This window comes from Mycoplasmopsis hyopharyngis, from assembly GCF_045276885.1.
Lineage (GTDB): Bacteria > Bacillota_I > Bacilli_A > Mycoplasmatales > Metamycoplasmataceae > Mycoplasmopsis > Mycoplasmopsis hyopharyngis.
Window position 1 is genome coordinate 617,930 of record NZ_CP174164.1, and the last position, 20,746, is coordinate 638,675.

At 25.6% G+C, this 20,746-nt stretch carries 14 protein-coding genes; 4 read left to right on the forward strand and 10 right to left on the reverse strand.

Annotated elements, in window-relative coordinates:
* Window positions 1-6: 6 nt before the first annotated feature.
* From ACJA25_RS02490 to ACJA25_RS02525, 8 genes are all read right to left on the reverse strand, one after another.
* Window positions 7-9,459 (reverse strand): PDxFFG protein, encoded by a 9,453-nt coding sequence (locus ACJA25_RS02490; RefSeq protein ID WP_406615047.1) that lies wholly within the window; start codon window positions 9,457-9,459, stop codon window positions 7-9.
* A gap of 363 nt (window positions 9,460-9,822) precedes the next feature.
* Complete coding sequence (locus ACJA25_RS02495) at window positions 9,823-10,290, reverse strand: hypothetical protein (RefSeq protein ID WP_406615049.1); 468 nt, start codon at window positions 10,288-10,290, stop codon at window positions 9,823-9,825.
* Window positions 10,291-10,306: 16 nt separating this feature from the next.
* Window positions 10,307-10,435 carry a hypothetical protein gene (locus tag ACJA25_RS02500; protein ID WP_406615051.1) on the reverse strand — a complete coding sequence of 43 codons (129 nt, stop codon included), beginning with the start codon at window positions 10,433-10,435 and terminating at the stop codon, window positions 10,307-10,309.
* A 2-nt stretch (window positions 10,436-10,437) separates the two neighbouring features.
* Entirely contained in the window at window positions 10,438-11,814 is a 1,377-nt protein-coding gene (locus tag ACJA25_RS02505; RefSeq protein ID WP_406615053.1) for a putative cysteine peptidase, read from the reverse strand.
* Window positions 11,815-12,084: 270 nt separating this feature from the next.
* Entirely contained in the window at window positions 12,085-12,300 is a 216-nt protein-coding gene (locus ACJA25_RS02510) for an MAG6790 family protein (RefSeq protein ID WP_406615055.1), read from the reverse strand.
* 43 nt (window positions 12,301-12,343) lie between these two features.
* Complete coding sequence (locus ACJA25_RS02515) at window positions 12,344-14,401, reverse strand: nucleotide exchange factor GrpE (protein WP_406615057.1); 2,058 nt, start codon at window positions 14,399-14,401, stop codon at window positions 12,344-12,346.
* Between the two features lie 19 nt (window positions 14,402-14,420).
* Window positions 14,421-15,425 (reverse strand): heat-inducible transcriptional repressor HrcA, encoded by a 1,005-nt coding sequence (gene hrcA, locus ACJA25_RS02520; RefSeq protein WP_406615059.1) that lies wholly within the window; start codon window positions 15,423-15,425, stop codon window positions 14,421-14,423.
* A 134-nt stretch (window positions 15,426-15,559) separates the two neighbouring features.
* Window positions 15,560-16,471: an MSC_0882 family membrane protein gene (locus ACJA25_RS02525; RefSeq protein WP_406615061.1), complete on the reverse strand. Its 912-nt coding sequence runs from the start codon at window positions 16,469-16,471 to the stop codon at window positions 15,560-15,562.
* Window positions 16,472-16,657: 186 nt separating this feature from the next.
* On the opposite strand from ACJA25_RS02525, the gene ACJA25_RS02530 reads away from it, so the two are divergent.
* Genes ACJA25_RS02530 through ACJA25_RS02545 form a run of 4 tightly spaced genes read left to right on the forward strand, consistent with a single transcriptional unit; the run spans window position 16,658 to window position 18,891 of the window.
* A complete protein-coding gene (locus tag ACJA25_RS02530; protein ID WP_406615063.1) occupies window positions 16,658-17,041 on the forward strand; it encodes an MG284/MPN403 family protein in 384 nt (127 codons plus the stop codon).
* A 16-nt stretch (window positions 17,042-17,057) separates the two neighbouring features.
* On the forward strand, window positions 17,058-18,245 hold the full coding sequence (locus tag ACJA25_RS02535) for an MHO_1580 family protein (RefSeq protein ID WP_406615065.1): 1,188 nt from the start codon (window positions 17,058-17,060) through the stop codon (window positions 18,243-18,245).
* A 1-nt stretch (window position 18,246) separates the two neighbouring features.
* A complete protein-coding gene (locus ACJA25_RS02540) occupies window positions 18,247-18,660 on the forward strand; it encodes an MHO_1590 family protein (RefSeq protein WP_406615067.1) in 414 nt (137 codons plus the stop codon).
* An 18-nt stretch (window positions 18,661-18,678) separates the two neighbouring features.
* A complete protein-coding gene (locus tag ACJA25_RS02545; RefSeq protein ID WP_406615069.1) occupies window positions 18,679-18,891 on the forward strand; it encodes a phosphopantetheine-binding protein in 213 nt (70 codons plus the stop codon).
* Between the two features lie 97 nt (window positions 18,892-18,988).
* Here the strand turns inward: ACJA25_RS02545 and ACJA25_RS02550 are convergent, their stop codons facing one another.
* The gene (locus tag ACJA25_RS02550; RefSeq protein WP_406615071.1) at window positions 18,989-19,585 is read right to left on the reverse strand and encodes a coiled-coil domain-containing protein; all 597 of its coding nucleotides are present in this window, start codon (window positions 19,583-19,585) and stop codon (window positions 18,989-18,991) included.
* A gap of 169 nt (window positions 19,586-19,754) precedes the next feature.
* On the reverse strand, window positions 19,755-20,741 hold the full coding sequence (locus tag ACJA25_RS02555) for a DHH family phosphoesterase (RefSeq protein ID WP_406616191.1): 987 nt from the start codon (window positions 20,739-20,741) through the stop codon (window positions 19,755-19,757).
* Window positions 20,742-20,746: the final 5 nt, after the last annotated feature.

The window sequence follows — 20,746 nt, forward strand, 5'->3', positions numbered from 1 at the left end:
CCTTAATTAATAAACGTTAAATTGATTTTGAATTCTTAAAATAGTTTTGCCATTTTTTTCTCTAGTTACAGTAGTAGGCGCTTGTGAATAGGTTTTACCATTTTCAGATACTGATTCAGTTTTGCCTAAAAACATTTCGCAAACATAAGTTCCTTTTTCATCAGCAGCAAAATATAACTCAAATTCTTGACCAGGTTTTAATAAAGCATTAGAATATTTAGAAGCAATTACATAATCACTAACGTATGAATCAAATCCTTTGTTAATACCTGTGGTATTTCCTTTTGAATCAGTTCATACATATTCTTCATCTGCTAAATAATGTCTTTTGCTTTTTGCTGGGTCTTTAGCATTTTCTTCATTGTCTAAATTTTGTTCAGTGTAATAAAACATATTGTTACTGTTTTTAATATTTAATGGAATGGTTTTGATTTCACCAGTTTTGGTATTTTTAAACGCTAAGTATTTAATAACATTGTTTTTATTTAAATGTTTTGGTATATAACCATAAAAAGCAATAGCATCTTTATCTTTATCTCTTCAAATTCCACTTAAAGTTCTTTTACCAACACCTTGTGATTGAATGTAATATTGTCAATATGCTCTAGCTCTAGTATTAACTTTTTTACCAGTTAAATCAGTAATTCTAATTGAATCATCAACTTTATCTTTTCCTTCATTGTCGTACAATTCAAAACCTAAGAATTCACGATATCATCTATCTTTAAATCAACCATTATTATGAGTTTGAAGTTTTCCAAAATATGAGTTTCTAAAGTTAAAGTTGTCTTTAAAATCTTCTTTGTCAGCTAATGATTCAGCATTGATTTTAATTCCATAACTATTAGCAATGTTTTGTTTTTCTTCATCTTCTAATGAATTAGCAAATAATAAAGCAGCAAACACAGAAGCTCTAGAATCTTTGTTATCTTCATCTTTAAATTTAATTAATGCTTTTAATCACTTTTTAGTATCCAAAGCATCAACAACATATTCTAAACCTGTAGTAGCTTCTGAAATTCCACTTAAATATGAAGGCATATTTCCAAAATTAGTTTTTGATGGAGAATATGTAATTTGTAAGTTATCACGATTAATTACTTCAGCAAAGTTATATGTATAATCAGTAAAGAATTCATTAAAACGTCTTTCATTTTTTGAATTAAAGTAAGATAAAGCATCAGCAGAAGGAGCAATCTTTTTAAAGTTTCCATTAACTATAGTTAATAAAATATTAATCAAGCTTGCTCTCTTGTTCAAAATACATGCTAGCATTTGTTCAGTTTGAAGTGAAATTTTATTATCGATAACTAAATAATCCACACCTGTTAAATTAGCTGCTGTAATTCCTGAAGTAGTTGCAAAATCTTTAATAGTTTTAATCAATTGAGTTAAACCAAATTCAAATTTAGTTTCATCCGGTGAAAAGACATTGAATTTGTCAGTTTTATATTTACCAAAACCAATTTTTTGATCAAAGATTCAAGCAAGATTTTGATTTGTTTCAATATCAAGCAACTTGAATGATTTGGTAAAGGTTGCTAAAGGACTATTAGCATAACGTTTCATAATTTCGTTAGCAATGTCTTGATCTGAACCATTTTCAACTAAGTTAGTTAATGCGTTTTTTGTTTCTAGATCAATTAAGTTGTCTTGTTTTAAAGCAACTTTTAACCCTCTTCTAAAAGCATTAATATTAAATTTGGTTTTTACATAAGCTAAATCTCAATCAACAGTTTTAGTACTTTGGTTTAATTTTGCTCTAGTTAAATCAATAGAATTAAATTTCATTCAATCCTTTACTGAAGTAAAGTAAATGTTATCTCCATAGTTTTTGGTTGCTCCAATAGTATAGTAAATTGAATTAAATAATGATTCGGTAGTTTTCTTGCTTAAAAGTGATGAGTTTAAATACATTTTAGTAGTATTTTTCATATCAAAAAATTCTTTTAATTGTGGGTTTTCAAATTGACCAACAATTTTGTCATTAGCGCCATAAGCAATTCATAAGTTGTTTTGCAAATTATTTCCAACTAATTTAAAACCAATTTTATTAAGTGGTAAAAGAATTTTTTGGACATTAAATTCAGATAATGATGAACCTAAGTCTTCAAATAAAATATTGTTATCGAATGCTAAATCTAAATTAACATTAGCAACATATGATTCACTTGAATTTATATAAGTTTCAAAACCTGAAGCAGTAGCTAATTTAGAACCATTTGATCCACCTAAAATTATCAACTCTAATAATTCTTGATGTAAAGTCGGTTTAGCAGACAAGTTAACAAAATAGTTATCCTTATCAAATTTATCTGGCAATGGTTGACCATAAGGTTCACCATTTTCATAGTAAATAGTTGGTTTTGCTAAATGTTCAGCGGTCATAGTTGCTTTAGTAAAATCACGATTATTTACATAATCTTTATATCAATCAATAGTAGGTTTGTAATCTTTGTCAGTTCTATTTAATTCACCTAATTTAGCAAAATTAATTGACATTTTAGGATCAATAGTTAAAGCAGTTGCAGAATTATCTCAACCATTAATTAAGAATTTTTTAACAATTAAAGTTTCGATGTTATTTTGAATATCTTTAATTTGTTCAAGGATATATTTAACTGCTTGTTCACCATATCCTTCTTTATAGTAAATATCTTCATTTAATGGAACACTAATAATTGGGTTTTTGTTATTGTCATTAATAAAGATTTGTTTTACAATGAATTTTCCTTTAATTCCCTTGGTTTTATCTTCGGCAACATATTCAAAATCAGCAATAGCTTTTGAAACATCTAAGGTTCCATCCGCTTTAACTTTTATGTCAATTTCTTTACCTGAGCCATCTTTTAAAATTCCTTTTAAAAGTTCTAAAGAACCTTCTTGGAAAACATATCTTTTCTTACTGTTATCTCAAACCATATATTTAGCTTGTCCAGAAACAGATGGGTTTAATGTACCAGAAAAAGTATCTAATGTATTAGTTAATCAAAGGTCGAATAGAGAAACTTTATTCCCTTTATCATTTAATTCTTTTCTTCTTTCTTCTAAGGCTTTTTTCATTCCTTCAAAGTCTTGAATGAAACGACGTTTTTTGTTTTTGATTGCTGCAATTGCGTTTGAATCATTAATTTCAGTACCTCAAATGTCTGAAGTTTTTTCTTCAATGTAATCAATTATTTCACCTTGGTCATTAAATACAGGGTATTTAAACGCTGGATATTCTCCATTTTTATCAGCATTTATATAATTACCATTTAAATAGGTTCTAGTAGTTAAAAGTAAATTGGTTCTTGCTTTTAAATATAAATCTAACGATTCTCTATTATAGTAGTTAGTAATACCTGGTGTAGCACCTGGGGTTAAAGCAGAAACGAATAATGATTTATTGTCTGGATTTTTATCCCCAAGATTTTGTGCACCATTTAATGTCATATGGTGACCATATTCATGCGCAGCAACAAATTTTAGAAAATCAATAGCAATACCTTTAAATTCTGGATTTGTAGCTTTTAAAATTGCTCATAAACCGACACGTGAATCTTTGGTAAAACCAAGGTATTTTCCATTTTTAACTTCGTAAGTTATTTCTCCAGTTTCATCATTAATTACTTGCTCAAGGTGCGGACCTTCTAATCATTCAGCAGCATAAGGAACTTTTTCTAAAACTTCATCTACTAAATTTTCATAACCATCAGTATAAATAGCATAACCTTTTTGTAAGTTACCTTGTTCGTCTTTGATGTCTCCTTCTTCTCTTAGAATTCTAGGAACAAGAACTTTTTTATAACCAAGAACACTTAATAAATCAGTAACTTTTGAAACTACTTTTCTATTTGCCTTAGCATCTACCGCAAATTTAGCATAATTTTCTGTTGCATTTTTACCAAATTGAGTTCATTCTTCTCCAAAGAATGCTTTTTCTCTCATAGTAAATACTAATTTTCTTTTATCTTTAGCAAAACTTGAAACAAAAACTTTCTTAATTAATTGATCGATGCTCTCTTCAGAAGAATCTTTTTTGATAATACCTAATTTTAAAAGTTTTTCTCTTAATTCAATTTTAGTTTTAGCAATTACTAAATCTTCTTCTTTTGTGATTTCAACATAGTTTTGATTTGAAGATAAAAAGGTTTCTCTATCTTTCATCAATGCTTTTGAAATTACAATTTCTTTTGATAAAGCAATTGCTTTATTTAAACCATTATGAATTGCTTCATTTTTCGAACTATAAGTATCAAAGTTAAATTTAACTATTTCTGAAAAAATAGAATAATTCAAGAAGTAAGATTCTAAGTTCTTAATTTCATCATCAAAATCAGATTTAGCTTTTTCTAAATCAAGTTTATATTTAACTCTAAGAGTTTTGTTTTGTTCAGATTCGATAATAAGTAATTTTTGCGCTTCTGTTACAAAATCAGTAGAATTTTTTTGACAATCTGCAAGTTTTTTTTCATATTCTACTTTTTTAGTTTTTAAAGTACTAATTTCAGCACTTAGTGCTTTGTGTTCAGCTGAACCACTACTTAATGTATTTAAAGTTTCTTCTTTTGTTTTAATTTGTTTTTCGGTTTCTTCAATAGTTTCTTTGAATTTTTCTAACAATAGTTTTGAAACTAATGAATAACTATCATAATAAGAAATAGTTTCATTTAACTTAAATTGGTTATCAAAAGTAGTTTCAAACATATTTTTGTAAGCAAGTAAAGCTTCATTGAATCCAGGAACTGATTGAATATATTTACGTCCAGGATCAAACTTACTAAATTTGCTTTGATTTTGTTTAAATTCAGCTATCTTTTTGTTTCTTGCAGTTTCTTCATTATTAATGGTTTTGATAACTTCATTTAGTTCAGCAACCATTTTAGAAATTTTTGCATCATTTCTTAAATCAGGAGTTAAATTAGCATAAACTCTAACCATAAAGTTTTGATAAATATTTTCCATTTCTTGTGCTAATTTTGCTCTTTGTGGATTAACTAATGCTTGAGCTTTTTGTAAGTATTCTGTAATTTCCGCAACACCTGCTAAGTCTTTATCTGCTTGCTCAATAATACTTAATAATGATTCGTCTAGTCTTTGAATTTCTTCATCAATTACTTTTAAAGCATCTTCATAAAGGCTTAAGAATTTAACTCTGTTTTCATCAGTTAGTTCTTTTACTTTTAACTTATCAACAATTTTAGTTATAACTTCTTTTCTTGCTTGTAAATTTGCTAATGAATCTTCAACTTCATAGATTCCTTTTGCTCTATTTACAAATTTTGATACAACTGCATCATATTCAGATTCTAAAGAAGCAACTTCATGTTTTTCCTCTAATTTTTTGATTTCACCACGTAAGTTTTTAATTGAACCAGTTATTGAAGTTAAAGAACTTTGTAATCCATATGCTTGTTGATAAAGTGGTGATTCAATAACTAACTCTTCATTTCTATCAATAATATTTGTTAATAATTCAACAAATTTACCTTGACCTTCATTTTCATTGAATTTAATTACTGATGGGTAGTTGGTATCTAATTCTTTTGCTGCAAGTTCTGCTGCTTCTTTTGCTTTATTGATTTCATCAACTAATTTTTCATATTCTTTTGCTTTATCAAACATTGAATTATCTGAAACAATAACCGCACCTTGTTCAACAGCTGTTTGAATTTCAGCTAGTATTGCTTGTAATTCATTTTCTTTTGTTTTCTTTTGTTCAACTTTTTGTTTGATGTCAGAATCATTTTGAACATTTTCGTATTTTGTAATATTTTGCTCAACATTTGGAGAATTTAATAAATTGGTATTTTCTTGTTCTAATTTAGTTTTTACAGTTTCAATTTTGGTTTTATTTGATTCAACAAAAGTTGCTAATTGTTCATATAACGCTTTAATTTGAGCATTTGAAGAATTCTCGGTTACTTTTTGATTAACCTCTGTTTTTATTTGTTCAATTTCTGTTGAAGTTGTTTCTAATTTTGTTTTTAATTTGGTAAATTTTTCTTTAATTTCTTTGGTTTTAGCAAGATAATTTTCTAATGCACCTAATGCTATTTCATCATCAATTATGTGAATTTCACTTAGAATATCATCAACAGAAGAATAAGCACTTTCTAAATCTTTTTTAAGAAGTTGTGCTTCTTCACTTACTTTTTGGTTCTTTTCTTTTAATTTATTTAGTTGTGAAATTTGGTATTCGTAAAAAGTTTTTTCTTCATTAGAAATTGTTGAAGTAACTAATTTAGTGTTAGCCTCTTCTATTTTTGAATCAATTTCCACATTTTGTTCTTTAATACTTTTTAACTGTTTTTTAATTTCAACAGAATAAGTTTCCATTATTGGTAAATGAGTATCAACAGCAAAAGTTTTTATATTATTAAAATCAACATCGTATTTTGCTTTTTTTGCTTCAAATATTTCTTTTTTAAGTTTTTCTATTTCAGTAATCTTGTTATTTTTTTCTTGAACTTTAGTAATTAAATCTTTTGATTTTTGAATTTTATCTTCTGAAAGGCCAACTAGTGGTTTAACTTCTGGTAATTTATTTTCGTCTTCAAGTTGTTTTAAAATATATGATTGTTTTTTATGTTCATATTCTTTTCTCTTGTTTTGAACTTCGGTAATTTTTGATTTAATTTCAAGTTCTAATGCTTTTGTATATTCAGCAACATATTGTTCATAATATGAAGCTAATTTTTCATCATTAATATTTACCATTTTTAGTAAATAGAAAAGTTTAAATTGAACTAGTCTAATTTCATAATCTTTTTTTATTGCTTCAATAGTTTGTTCATAATATTGATCTTCTTTGCTTTTGTGTGCTTCAGATAGTGCTAAAGATTCGGTTAATTGTTCATTGAATTTTTTAATTTTTACAACATCTTCATAAGGTACAAAATTTGGATCACTTGATAATAAAATTCATTGATGTTTCTTGCTATCAATTTGATCTATCAACGGCTTAATGTATGTATGATAAACTTCTCAACTTGTTGGTCAATTTGGATGTTCTTCTTTTGCTTTTCTAAGTTTTTCTTCTAATTCAACAATTTCATTTGCTAATGCTTGGTGAGTAGTAACAAAATTTTTGATTTTGTTGTAATATTCATCTCATTTTGTTTTAACTTTATTTAAATAAGTATGTAAGTTTTCAAAGTTTGTTTTACAAAATTCTTCTCATTCTTTAGTTGAATATAAAGGAGAATATTTAGAAGCTATTCCAGGCATTTTAAAACTTTTGATAAATAAATCGCCTTCTTCATAACTTGAGGTTTCTTTATCATAGAAATAAAATGCGTGATATAGGCTGTTAAAAATTTTACCTGTGTATTCATTTTTCAATGATTTGGTTTCTTCATCTATTTCATCGATTTTTGTAACAATAGCTTGTTTTTCTTGACTTAGTGTTTTAACTTGGTCAATTAATTCTTGATATTGCATTTTAACTTTAGCATTAGGATGTGCTTTATTGTAATCATTTACTAATGATTTAAAATGTGGTGAGTATACATAGAATTCATTGTCTTGACTATTTGAAGTTAATTTTTCATTTAAGAAGCTATTTAAATTGTAAAAATCTCTTCAATTCAAATAGTTGTTTGAAGCAGTATTTTTTAATGATTCATTAGTAATTATTTGGTTTGATAAAAATGCTAAATCTTGATTGTAAATAACAATAGTGTCTTTTAAAACATCTATCGCAGCAATAGTTGAAGGTAATTTTAATTCACCAAAAACTTGAATATATTTATTTTGATATCCTTTTGCTAAATCAAACATTCTAATAGCAAATTCTTCTTGTTTGTTTATATCAGGATTAGTTTCTAATTTTTCTGCTTGTAATTGTAAGTATTCTTCATTTTTAATATTTACAAAGTTTTCAAATACTTTTAAATTATTTTCAAAACTCTTGGTTTTTTCTTCTAATTTAGTTTTGTTTTTTGGATAAGAATCTTCTAAAGCTTTTAGGTCATTTTGAAATTCTTTTAATTCTGCTTCAAGTTTTGTGATTTCTTGTGTTTGTTCAGGAGTTGGTGAAGTAATTGCTTTTAACTCATTAATTCTTTGTTCAGTTTTTGCAATACTTTCTGTAAGTTCTTTTTTATTGCTAGTGTAATCAAGTTCTAAAGTTTCTTTTTCTTGGTTTAAACCTTTAATTTTTTCTTTAATAGTTGCAATACCTTGATTAATTCTTACAGATTCTTTGCTATAAACTTCTTTGACGTAGTTTAATGATTGTGCTAAACTAAAGCAATTTGGTAAACTAATTGAAGTTTCAGTGATAAAGTCTTTAATTTGAATTTTGGTAAAAGCATCATATAAGTTATATGAAGTTCCATCAGTAAAAGTAATTTTTAAATAACGGTCAATAATATTAATTTCATTTGCTGCATTAGTTTCGAATGAAACGTTAGAAATGTATTTTTCTTGTAAAGTATCTACGTCAACATTTTTTAATATTTCATATTTGTCATATTTACTATTTTCTTTAATTTTGTTTTTAAGGTTTTCTTCCGCTTCTTTTCTGTCCTTACCATTGATGATTAATGAATAGAAATTTTTGTCTAATAATCTGTTTTTTTCATATTCTCTAAGTGTGTGTTTTTCTAATTGTTGAGTTCATTTTGTATTTGGTAAAGCATAAACCTTACTTCCTATTAAAGTTCTAATATCAACTATATTTCTAAAAGTAAATTCATTAGAAGTTTGAACCGACATATTAGCAGCAGCATTATAACCAGGAGTGTTTTGTAAAAGTTTGTTAACTTCAGTGCTTGTAAGTAATTTTTTATTCAATTTGTATAACAAAGCATCAGAAGAGTTACCTCTTCCACTTAATTCTGAATATACTGCTAAAGTACCAAAGAATGCATCTGGATAAAATTTAATGGTCATATATTCTTTGTTTTGATCAGAGTGAGAACCAAGAGTAATGCTATTACCTTTCATTTCCACACCTTTAACAATTGAAAACTCTTTTAAAGTAACAATTTCTGGACCTCATGACACATTAAACATAAATCAATCGGTAAAAGTTTTGAAATCTTTAGCGGTTACAGCTTCTAGATATTCGTTAAAAAAGTCAAATGAACCATATTTAATATTTAAAGTTGGAAATCTTTTATTTATATTGTAAAAATGTTGAATGTATTGTTCAACAGACATAGTTTTTTCAAGTTTTTCTTCTTTAAATTTAACAGTATCTTTTTCTAAATCTACTTGAGCCAAAATTCGGTTCTTATCACTAGTTACAAAATAAGTTTTTGCATCTTTGGTTTGAACAAATTTATTTTGTAAATAAAAAGGATCGGTTTGATTTTTTCTTCCTAATTTATCTGGTGATTTCTTTGAATAAGCATACAATGAACCTAACGTAATAGAAGTAGCAATAGCTAAAGCACCAAAAGATATAGCATATTTTGGTCAAACTTTAGTCTTAAAGTTGAATTTCGGTTTTTGTTTTTTCTCTTTCATAACTTCTCCTGAAAATCTTTAAATTAAACAAAACAAAGTAGGTTGGTAATTTTGCCTACTTTGTTTTACTAAAAATTTTCTAAAATAGTAAATAGTAATAATTAACATGTATAAGCAAAATTAAAAAAGATCTATTGTCTTATTCTTATCAATAGAAATATTATTCATATTTTTGCGTGATCATTGGTTAATTATTTTTGTTGTTAACATAACTTATTTATTATATATTAATAATTAATATACAAAAAACAAAAATATTAGCGGTTTTTGTTGTTATTTTTTTTTAAAATTTTAAGCAAATTTACTAAATATATTGAATAAAAAAATCTCTTTCAAAATAGAAAGAGACAAAATTTTTTCAAATTAATTATTATTTATTGTTTCATTTTCCATTAAACTTTTTTGTTTATTTTTCTTTTCTTTAACAAACAAGACAATACCAATAATTAAAAATGTTGATGAATAAACTAATCCAATTGAATAAGCAATTAACATCAAAATTTTAATAACAATATGTTCTTTAAGAAAAACATAATCACCATAAAATGAATGAGCTAAAAATAATATTAGTGACATAATGACAAAGAAACTTAAATCTAATTTTCAAATTTTAGTTATTGATTTTTCTTTTCTTTGACTTATGATAAATAATGATTTGAATCAAATAAAAATAAAAAAAAGAATTGAATTTGAAACAAAGAATAGATAAAATACTACATCTTTATCAAATCTTTTAACCAAGATACCTTTGTTTAATATTACAAAAGCAATTAAAGAAAAAATAAATAATGAAATTGAAGACAATATGGTTTTTATATTCTTATTAATCATAAATTCTCCTTAATTGTTAAAAGTTAAATTTTGCTTTTGTGAACATTCAATCAATAAAAATAGTACCAATATTAGTTATAAACGCTAAAACAACAAATACAACAAGTAAAGCAATAAATAATAAAATTCATTTTCATCTTTTCATAATTACATTTCCTTATTTAAATCTATTTTAGCTTCCAATTGATCTGCTGAAACAAATCCATTTTTAAAATAGAAATATTTTTTTAATTCTTTTTGTTTTTTTGTTGATTTATCATCTATGTAATACATATATCCTCAATTTCTTATATGCTTAGCATCAATCACAACTTGCGAATAAATGTTTGTGCTAGATGGTCATCCATAGTGTACTAAATACTTATCTTTTTTTAAACCATTTTTATTTTCATTGTATCATTTTCCATAAGCAACAACTGCATGATATGCTGATTCAACATCATTTTTTAATGAAGAAACATAACCACCCATTATAACAGGTTTGTCATTGTATAAAGGAATTCAAGGTCTATTAAATGCATAAGTATGATATCAATAATTAGTTATCATCGGATTTTTAAATATTGATTTTCATGCTTTTGTATATCAAGAAGGATGAATTATATTTATTGTTTTATCAGCTCCTCTTCATAAATCAGCAGCTAATTTTCTTGAAAATAGTGGAGAAATTGGTAAATTTTTATTTTTTAAAAAATTTAAATTTTTTTCTATTTCATACTCTATTTCTTTTTCATAATATTCATATTTATTTTTGTTAGGGTTATAAATTGTTGAATATTCATCCATCATTTGCGATGAAAAAAAGTTGGAATTTTTAAATAATTGATAATATTGAAAAAGTAAAGAAAGAGCAACATATTCGCATAAGCCTTTGTCTCCTGCCTTTTCTTTAAAAATACTTCTAATTGAGATTGGGATATTCTCTTCAAATTCTTCATCTTCATTAGATGTATCTACATCTGTATAACCAAATAGCGCAAAATTCGATTTAAATCATCATGAATATGATATTTCATATTGTGCATTTAAGAAGAATTCTTCATTGTTTTCTAAATTATTAATATTAGAAGTTATTTCTAATTGTTTATATGTATTCAATTCTTCATTTATTTTATGTTTTGACCATAAGTCAAAATTTTCAAAATTTAATTTATTTTTCTTTATAGAAAAATTATGACTTAATAAATTGCTAGGTTTTAAACTAAAATTATCATTTTTTTCTTTCAAAATCTCTTTGTTATTATTTCAATTAGGATTAAATTCTAAAACATTTAGATCTTCTAGTGATATTTTCATAAACCCTCTATTTTTAAAATAAATATGTAAAGTGTTTTCTTTTATACTGTATTGGTCTACAAAAAATTTTCTATTTTTAAAATATGAATTTGCTTCTTTTTCAACAAAAGTTAAAAATTCATCTATATAAATTTTATTTTTGGTATGTTCAAAATTAAAACTTGCACTAACATATGATAATGATGTAATAGAAATTATAGGGATGGTAATAAATAATATTTTATTCATTTTTGTTATCCTTTTTATTAACTATAAAATTATATAAGATATAAAACTAACAAAAAGTTAAACTTTTTTCCATAACCCTTCCGATATTAAATAAAATGAACTGCTTTTTTCTGAAAATTAAAGATAAATAGACAAAGTGACTATTAATTTAATTTAAAAAATAATCAGATTAAAGGATTTTGAACATTTTTGTTATCTTATAATCAAAAATACTGCTTTTAATAAAAAGATCCAAAATTACACTTAAATTTTGGATCTAATTTTTGTTTGTTAAACTATTTTAACTAATTCTTCTTTTGACTTATTTTTTCCTTTTAAAGAATCTCTTTCAACATGAATAATTTGGATTTTTTCATTCCCACGTGTGTGTTCATCTTGCTTTTGTTTTCTTCTAAAACCTAAAATAGCAGCTTCTAAATCTTCTAAATTATTTGCCTCAGCAATAACTTCTTGACTTGATACTAATTTTGCTTTATACTTGTACATAAAACTCCTTAAATATGGTTAATTAAATTATATGGACTTTTTTCTATAAGTGTTGTTTTAATTTTTTATTCTTTGCATTTTCTTTAGCTTTTTTAGCTAAATCTTCAGAAGAAACATTTGAAGATTTAGTTTTAGGTGGATTTTGCTTCTTAATTTTATCAGCAGCAGGTTCTACTTTTGTAGTTGGTTTTTCATCATCTAGTAAAATTTCAGCAGTTTTTAAAAGCGATTGTTTCTTTTTTAATTCTGCTTGTTTTTCTAATGAATCCATTTTTTTGCTTTTAGCAGCTATTTTTTTATTGCTGCTTTTAATGTCTTTGGCTAAGACTACTTTTTTGCCACCGGTTTTTGTTGTTTTTTGCTTATTTTTAGGTTGATTTGACAATTTACTTTCTTTTTCTAGAAAGTCTTGAATGTCCTTTTTTTCTTGTTCAGTTTCAAAATCACCCATCTCTAATTCTAATTCTTGTTTTGAATCTGATTCCTGTACAACTTCTTTTTCTTCTTCAGTTTCTTCTTGTAATTCTTGGCTTTGTTGTTCTACTGAAGTTGGTTCTTCATCATTAGGGATTTCCATATCTTGGGTGTCATCATATTTATTATCTAAATTGAACTCAATATCAACGATTGGTTGTTCATCTGTGTCTTCTGATAAATTTTGCTCAATAGTAAAATTTTCTGTTTCTGAAACAAAAGTTTCTTTTTTCTCTGTTTCTTCTTTTGGTTGAGTTTGTTCTTGGCTTGGTTGGTTCTTTAAAGTTTCATTTGGATCTGAAAATAAAACCGATTCTGGTTTATTTGAAACTGGTTGTTCTTTTTTAGTTTCTTGTTGTACTTTTTGCTCATTTTGTTGATTAGCAAAAGTAGTATTAGTTTCTTGAACATTTGAAGTTAATTTTGTTTCTTCTTCATAAACAACTTTATTTTGTTTATTCTTTTTTTCTAATTTCTGTTGTTTTTTAAGAAGTTTTAATCTTTTCTTTTCTTCTTTTTTAGCACGTCTTTTTTCTCTTCATGTCATTGGTTTTGCTTTTGGTGCTTCAACAATTAAATCTGAAAGATTATTACTTTGATTAATTACTTCATTTTGCCCATTTATTGGGCCGCTACTGGGATTTTCTTCCTTTGAACTAGTAGTTGGCTCTTCTTTTTTTTCAACTGGATTTGTTGCATTAGGTTTTTCTTCTACTTTGGCTTTATCATTTAACACTGTTACAACTAATGCTGGTTTGATAACTCTATCGTATAAAGAAAAACCAACTGAGTGAACCATTTTGATGGTGTGATCTTTCATTGTAGGATCTTGAACTTGTTCTAAAATTTGTTGAGTGTTAGGATTAAATTCTTCACCAATATTTGGATAAATTAAATTAATATTTCAATCTTGGAAAACACCTTCTAATTGTTTGATAATCATTTCAAAACCAACAATGAAGTTTTTAACAACAGCATTGTCATTTTTCTTTCCACCTTGAATTGCCATTTTTAAACTAGCATAAGGTGAAAGAAAATCTTCCATAAATTTTTGTAAAGCATACATTTTGGTTTCTTTTTTTTGTTCTTCAGCAAGTTTTGCTAATCTTAATTTTTCTTCTTTTAATTCTGAATCAGCTTTTTGCTTTGCTTCTAGAATTTTATTTTGGAAAGTGTTATTCATCAAGGAAATTTCTTGATTGTGTTTATTATTTTTTTCTAATAAGGTTTGGTTTTCCTTTTTGGCATTTTCTAATTCTTTTTTCAATTTTTCAATTTGTTCTAATGCTAATTGATATTCACCAGTTTCGTGTTTATGAATAATAATGTTATATTCAATATTTTTTCCCCTAAAAGGTTCATATTCTTCGGTTTCATTAGCTTTAAAATTTAATACAAAACTTGAAGCATACTTGGTGTTGATTAACAATTTATCGAAACCAGGTAAAAATTCATCTGCTCCTAGAGTAATAGTTTTATTTACAATTCCAGGCTCCTTCATTTTAATACCGTCAACTGAAACCTTAACTGTTGCAGTGATTTTGTCGCCTTTTTTAAACATTATAGAATTGTTAGTATTTTGAGCCATTTCATTTGCTGTATTATTTTGTGTATTTTTATTTGTCATGTTATCTTCCTTGTTTTATTTATTTTTTATTCGCCATCAAGTCTTCTAACATTTGGATAGCTAATAAACCTTTTTCGTAATTCATTCTTGTAGAACCTACAACACTTATTTCTTTAATCTTATTGTTAAATTGAATTTTTTTAGATATAAAGGCTGTGTTGTCTGGTCTAATTGCGATCTTAATATTTTGATCATCATCTATATTTGCTTCTATGGTTTTTCAAATAGATTTATTTTCTATTAAATCTAAAACCTTAGGTAAATCATTTCTAGAAATATCATTAGCTAAAATGATATTGTTTTTTCCATAAACTTCATTTTCTTCAACTAACTTAAATTCAAAAATATCATTCACAAAAGATTCAATTAGTGATTCACAATTTTTAATTACCCTAGATAGTATAGGAATTAAGTTTTTAACCTTATCAGTTAATTTAAATAAAGGTGTATCAACTAACCTTTCTTTAAAAATTCTAATTGCAATTCGCAAATCTTCTAGCGAATTTTTATCATCTTGTAAGGTAAGCATTTTTGATTGAACTTCACCATAAGAGGTTACCAAGATGATTGTAGCTTCTCTTTCTGATAAAGGAACCAATTGAATTGATTTTAGTGTTGAATCAATATTATTTTTGGTAGTTATTAATGTTAAACCTGTAATTTCAGAAATGTTATTCGCAGCTTCATTAATTGTTGTATCAACCGAAATTCTTCGTTTAGCAAATAAGTCCTTTAATTTTTCTTTAATTTCATTAACATCATATGAAATTAATTTTTCACTATAAAATTGAAAGCCTAATGATGAAGGGATTCTTCCACTTGAAGTATGAACTTTTTCTAAAAAGCCATATTTAGATTCCAATTCATTCATTATGTATCTAACTTTGGCTGATGAAGCATTTAAATTGTAGTATTTAATTAGATATTCTGAACCTATTGGAATGCCTTCTTCTATGTATAATTCGATAATCTTTTTTAGATATTCTTTTTTTTCATCATTGAGTTCTATGAGTTCTAAATTCATTGCTTTAAAATTATACATTATATAAACATTTTTAATGTTTAATTAGCAATTAACTTTCTAAAGTTAAAAAGATAATTTTTATGAATTAGCCTATAAAATAGGTAAAAATAAAAAAGTTAGACCTAAATCTAACTTTAAATTGAAACTGATTTTTTTCTTCTCAAAATGCCTTTTCAAATTGCGATCAATATTAAGGCTAATGGCAATAATATGGTTAAGATTACAACTACTAAATAAATTTTCATTCACATTTTGTTGCGGTCTTTTTTAGAAGTCTCAATTTGGTTATGTAATTCAACTGATTTTTCACCTAAAAAATCATCCAAATCTGCTAATCTTTTTTTATCGATAAGCTTCATTGTAACAAAAGCAGCTATCAATGAACCCATAATTAATACATTAATAATAGTAAATCAATTTACGTTTCCAAAAGCCTTAGTTAATCAAGATTTTCAATCTAAATTAATGGCAATAACACTTACTATTTTTGTCTCTTTATCAATCCCAAAAGTTCATGTCCCAGAAACAAATAAACCATAAACAATTAATGTAAATAAACCATAATATGTTAAGACAAAAACTAACATTCAAGTTAAATTAACACCTTTTAAAACTATTCTGCGATATGCTAAATGGAAAGTATTAGAAGAAGTATAATCACCTACTTGAACCGCATCACGATATCTTTGAATTGTATGATTCCAGGTAGAATTTTCAATTAAATTTTTAATACAAGCAAAAAAAGAAACAATAGCAACTAGACCAAAAAGAACTAAGTAGCCCACATTTTCTCTTGTAAATAGCATAGGCAATATATTAGTATAAACTACTGTAAAAGAAATTATTGATACAAGCATTAAAAACAATCAAATTATTGCTAAAGTTAGCTTTAAAGTTTTTTCTGCACGAATTACTTTATATACTCTAGGTGATAATTGATTTTTAGGATCTCTATAAACTTTATTATCAAAACTGCTAAAAGAAGCGATTTGATTATTTTGAACAATTTCTAAAGTTGCACTATTCCTAATTGGAGAATACTTCATAAAATTCCTTTTAACAATCTAAGTAAAAATTAAATAGTCTTATATTTAATTATTATAAAGAATAATAAAGATATTTATCTTAATGTTAAAAATATTTTTGTTATAAACAAATTAAGATTTTTTAAAAAATAAATAAAAAAATTTCAAAAAATTTCAAAAAACGTACATATATTAATGGAGGAAACTATGAAAAAAGACTTAATTAGCCTGTATTACAAAGATTTAGTATCATCTAAAGAAAAAGAAAATGCAGTCAAAACCATTTGCAAAATGGAAAAAATAAACTCTGAAGCAAATAAAAGAATTAGATTGTATCTAAAATCAAAATTAGACAAAGAAAGAGACTATGAAACAACTGAAGAGTATAAAAAATTATTGTTAAATGCCCAAAATAAACACTTTAGTGATGTGTTAAATTCATTAGACCCAATAAACTATCTAATTATCTTAAACAATTACATCAAACAAAACACTAATAAAGATTGAACTGACGAATATTTTTCTAAAACTACTTATTACAAAAAGCGTAAGTCTGCGATAGAGGAATTTCTTTATCTTTACTTTGCTTAATGTTCCAAATCAAGTTGTGGAACAACCAAAACATATTCGTCTTAATAAAGAAAAAATAAATCATTATCGAAAAGCTTATTTTCACCCTAGTAGTGAAACTAAAATAGATGATCCTGAATTTAAGATCAAATACTTTCCTAATGAAATGTTATCTTTTGATATGGTAATTAGAAAAGTGCTAGCAGCAGATTTGTTTGAAATATATTTAAATGTTAGAAATTACAATAACTTTGATAAATTGTTTGTAAAGCATATTTCAATAAATAACGAAAAGCCGATTGTTTTCGCAGAAGGAAAGGCACAAAGATTTAATTTTTATCACACTGTTTTTGAAAAGAAAAAATGAAGTGATGTTAAAAGCATCAGCATTTTAATTGAATCACAAAGAAAAAACGAAACTAAATACAATACTTTTCAACTAATAAAAACTGATCAAAATGCTTCTGTCAAAGAGCAACCAGTAATTTTTAATGAGAATAACGAGTTAAAAATAAGCATTCCTGAAATTTATCATTTTGAAATTTCGGCAGAAAATGCAACTCCGAAGAAGTACTATAAAGACATTATCATTAAAAGAAATAAGTTATCTAATACTAAAAAACAAGCGAGCATAGCATCAATGTATGTAATTCAAGACAAAAAAGTTTTTGATGAAGAAAGTCAATTGTCGGAATTATTAGACAACATCATTGATGAAAGAATTAAAAAAACAATAAAGATAAATCAGGAGCTACCCGTTTTTCATTTGAATAAGTTAATTACAACAAAGAAAGAAAAAGATACTGAAAATAACTTAGAATGTATCTCTCATGATTTGTTTGATAAAGAAATAGTTTCAAATGAAAAAAAGAGCTATGACTTTGAAGACAAAACTTTTAAAATTGCTCACGAACAAAATACAGATGTAGGTATTATGATTCCTTATCACTACTATGGAAACTATACTGGTAAGTTTGAATTTGAATATAAAGTCAATGACAAAAAATCTATAAAACTTGATTTAAACTTTTTGGATAATGTTCAAAGACCATTATTAAATGTAAATTATGGAATTATAAAATTAGATCTTGTAGAAAGAGAAGAAACTAGTTATAAACCAATTCAAAATTTTAAATACTATTTAAGTAACAAAGATGTTTTAAACATTTTGGTTTTAAAAGAAAAAATGCAACTTTTGGATTTAAACAAGTTTTTAAGTAATTAATATGATGACTAAAAAGACCAAAATATTTTTAGCAGGTGCCTTTGGAACTATCGCATTAGCATCAATTGCTACACCAGCTACAATTTACTTTTTAAACCATAAAAAAGACAAATCCAAAGAAAAAGAACCTGAAAAAACTATAGATGATTTAAATGTTGATACTGTCTTTCCAAAACTAGAAAAAAATGATTACTATGACTATATTAGACTAAATGATGTTAACACATACTGAGATGAAAATGTAGTTGGCGCTATAGTTACAGACGTAATAAAAACATTAAAATCTAGTGAAGGAGATGTTAAATTTGATTATCGTTTTCACAATAATAATCAAAGTATAGAGATCAATTTTGAATGAAAAAACGGTGATAAAAAACCACTTTACAAAACATATATTTTTTCTATAACTAAATAATTTTGTAAAATTAAAAATATGAATATTGAAGAAAAGATTATTAAAAAAATTCAAACTTTATCAAAGGTTAAAGTAACTATAAATTCAGAAATAAAAGATTTATCTCTAGATTCTCTTGATTTGGCAGAATTAATTTTTGAAGCAGAGACTGAGTTTAATAAATCAATTTCTGATCAAGATTTATTAAAAATCAAAACTGTAAAAGATATAGTTGATATTTTTAAGGAATAAGAATTTAAGTTTTGCAATTGCAAAATAAACCAAAACACAAAATGTTGAAAAAAGAAAGTCGGAAAGAACTTTCTTTTTTTGATTTCAAGTAAATAATTTATTGGACTGCTATTTTTGAATTTTTCTCTTGATATTTTTCTATATCTTCTCCATGAAATGATTTGAGCATTTTGATATCTTTTTCAACATTGTCTAGTCTTTGTTCAACTTTGTCTAATCTTTGCTCAACTTTATCTAGTCTTTGCTCAACTTTATCTAGTCTTTGCTCAACTTTATCTAGTCTTTGCTCAACTTTATCTAGTCTTTGCTCAACTTTATCTAGTCTTTCATTAACTTTTCTGAAACCGTCGTCAACTTTGGCATTAAGTGTATCGATTTTTTTGTCTAATCTTTGTTCCAGAGATAGAATTTTGATATCAATTCTTTGATCGATTTCCTCTAATAATAAACAGTTATTTTTACCAAATCTTTTGTCAAGAAGACTATCGAATAAATTTTCAAAAAATTCTGGTGTCAAATTTGACCCATTATTGGTATTTGGTTTAGTTGGTTGTTTTTTGTTATCTTGACTTAATTCCATAATCAATATTATTTTATTATTTTCATCATCTTTTTGATAAAAATATTCTGCCTTGCTATATTGTTTTGCAATTAATTCAAAATCTTTTTTAGTAATTTTGGTTTTTAATGACATAATACATACCTCCGTTTTTTAAAATTCGCTGTCAATTAAATATGTACAAAAAATGCATGAAAATGAAAAAATTGTAAAAATCATATAAAAACGCAAGTTTTTTTAAAATTAAAACTCCCCTATAATATAAAGGGAGTTCTAAATTTTTTTAATTTTACTTTAATTAAAATTATTTTATTTGATTGTCATTGCCTTCTTTTTCTCATCTAGCAACTTCTTCATTACAATCTTTAATAACTTGGTCAATTAAATCGAATGAATCAATAATTGCCCCTGAAGCTCTTTCATGACCTCCACCATTTCATTTAACAGCAACATTTCTAACACACGGTCCATTTGATCTAAATTCAACTCTAATTTTTTTGTTTTCTTCTTCACTAAATTGAACTCAAAATGGGTAACCCATAATATTACCAATAGTGTTTACTCTAACAACTTCATTTGGAAGTTTATTTAATTCTTTGGTAGTTTTTAAATCAATGGTTGTATAAGCAACTTTTCCTACTGTTTTAAGGTTGTTTAATAAAATTTGTGTTAGTTTAATGTCAGTTAAACTAGTAGCAGCTAGACCTAAAAATACATCATCATTTTTTAAACCACATTCATATAAATATGAAGCTAAAAAGTGAGTTCTTGCTGAGGTATCGCCATATTTAAAACTTCCTGAGTCAGTAACTATTCCTGTGAAAATACATTTTGCAGCATATTCAGTTACTTTTCATTTATTGGTATATGCTAAATCTGCTACCATTTCTGCTGCAGCAATTCTACTTGAATCAACTCATCTTGTGCATTTATCTAAATCATCTTCATTTGGGTGATGGTCAATTCTCAAAGTTTCAGCAAATAAATTTTTGTCTAATAATTCACGGCATTCAATTCTTTCTTTGAAATTTGCATCAGGAATAATAGCTAAAGATTTTTTAATAATCGCATCTGAAGGGGTCTTATCAAAGGTTAAATTTAAAAATGGAAAAGAACCTTGTGAATTACCAACTTTATAAACTTTTTTGTTTGGAAAATTAGTTTTTATCAATTCTGCTAGACCAGCTTGTGATCCTAAACAATCACCATCTGGTCTAATATGATGAAAAATAATTATTGAGTCATATTGCTCAATTTTTTTTGTAGCCTCTTGCAAAGTACCGATAATCATATGTG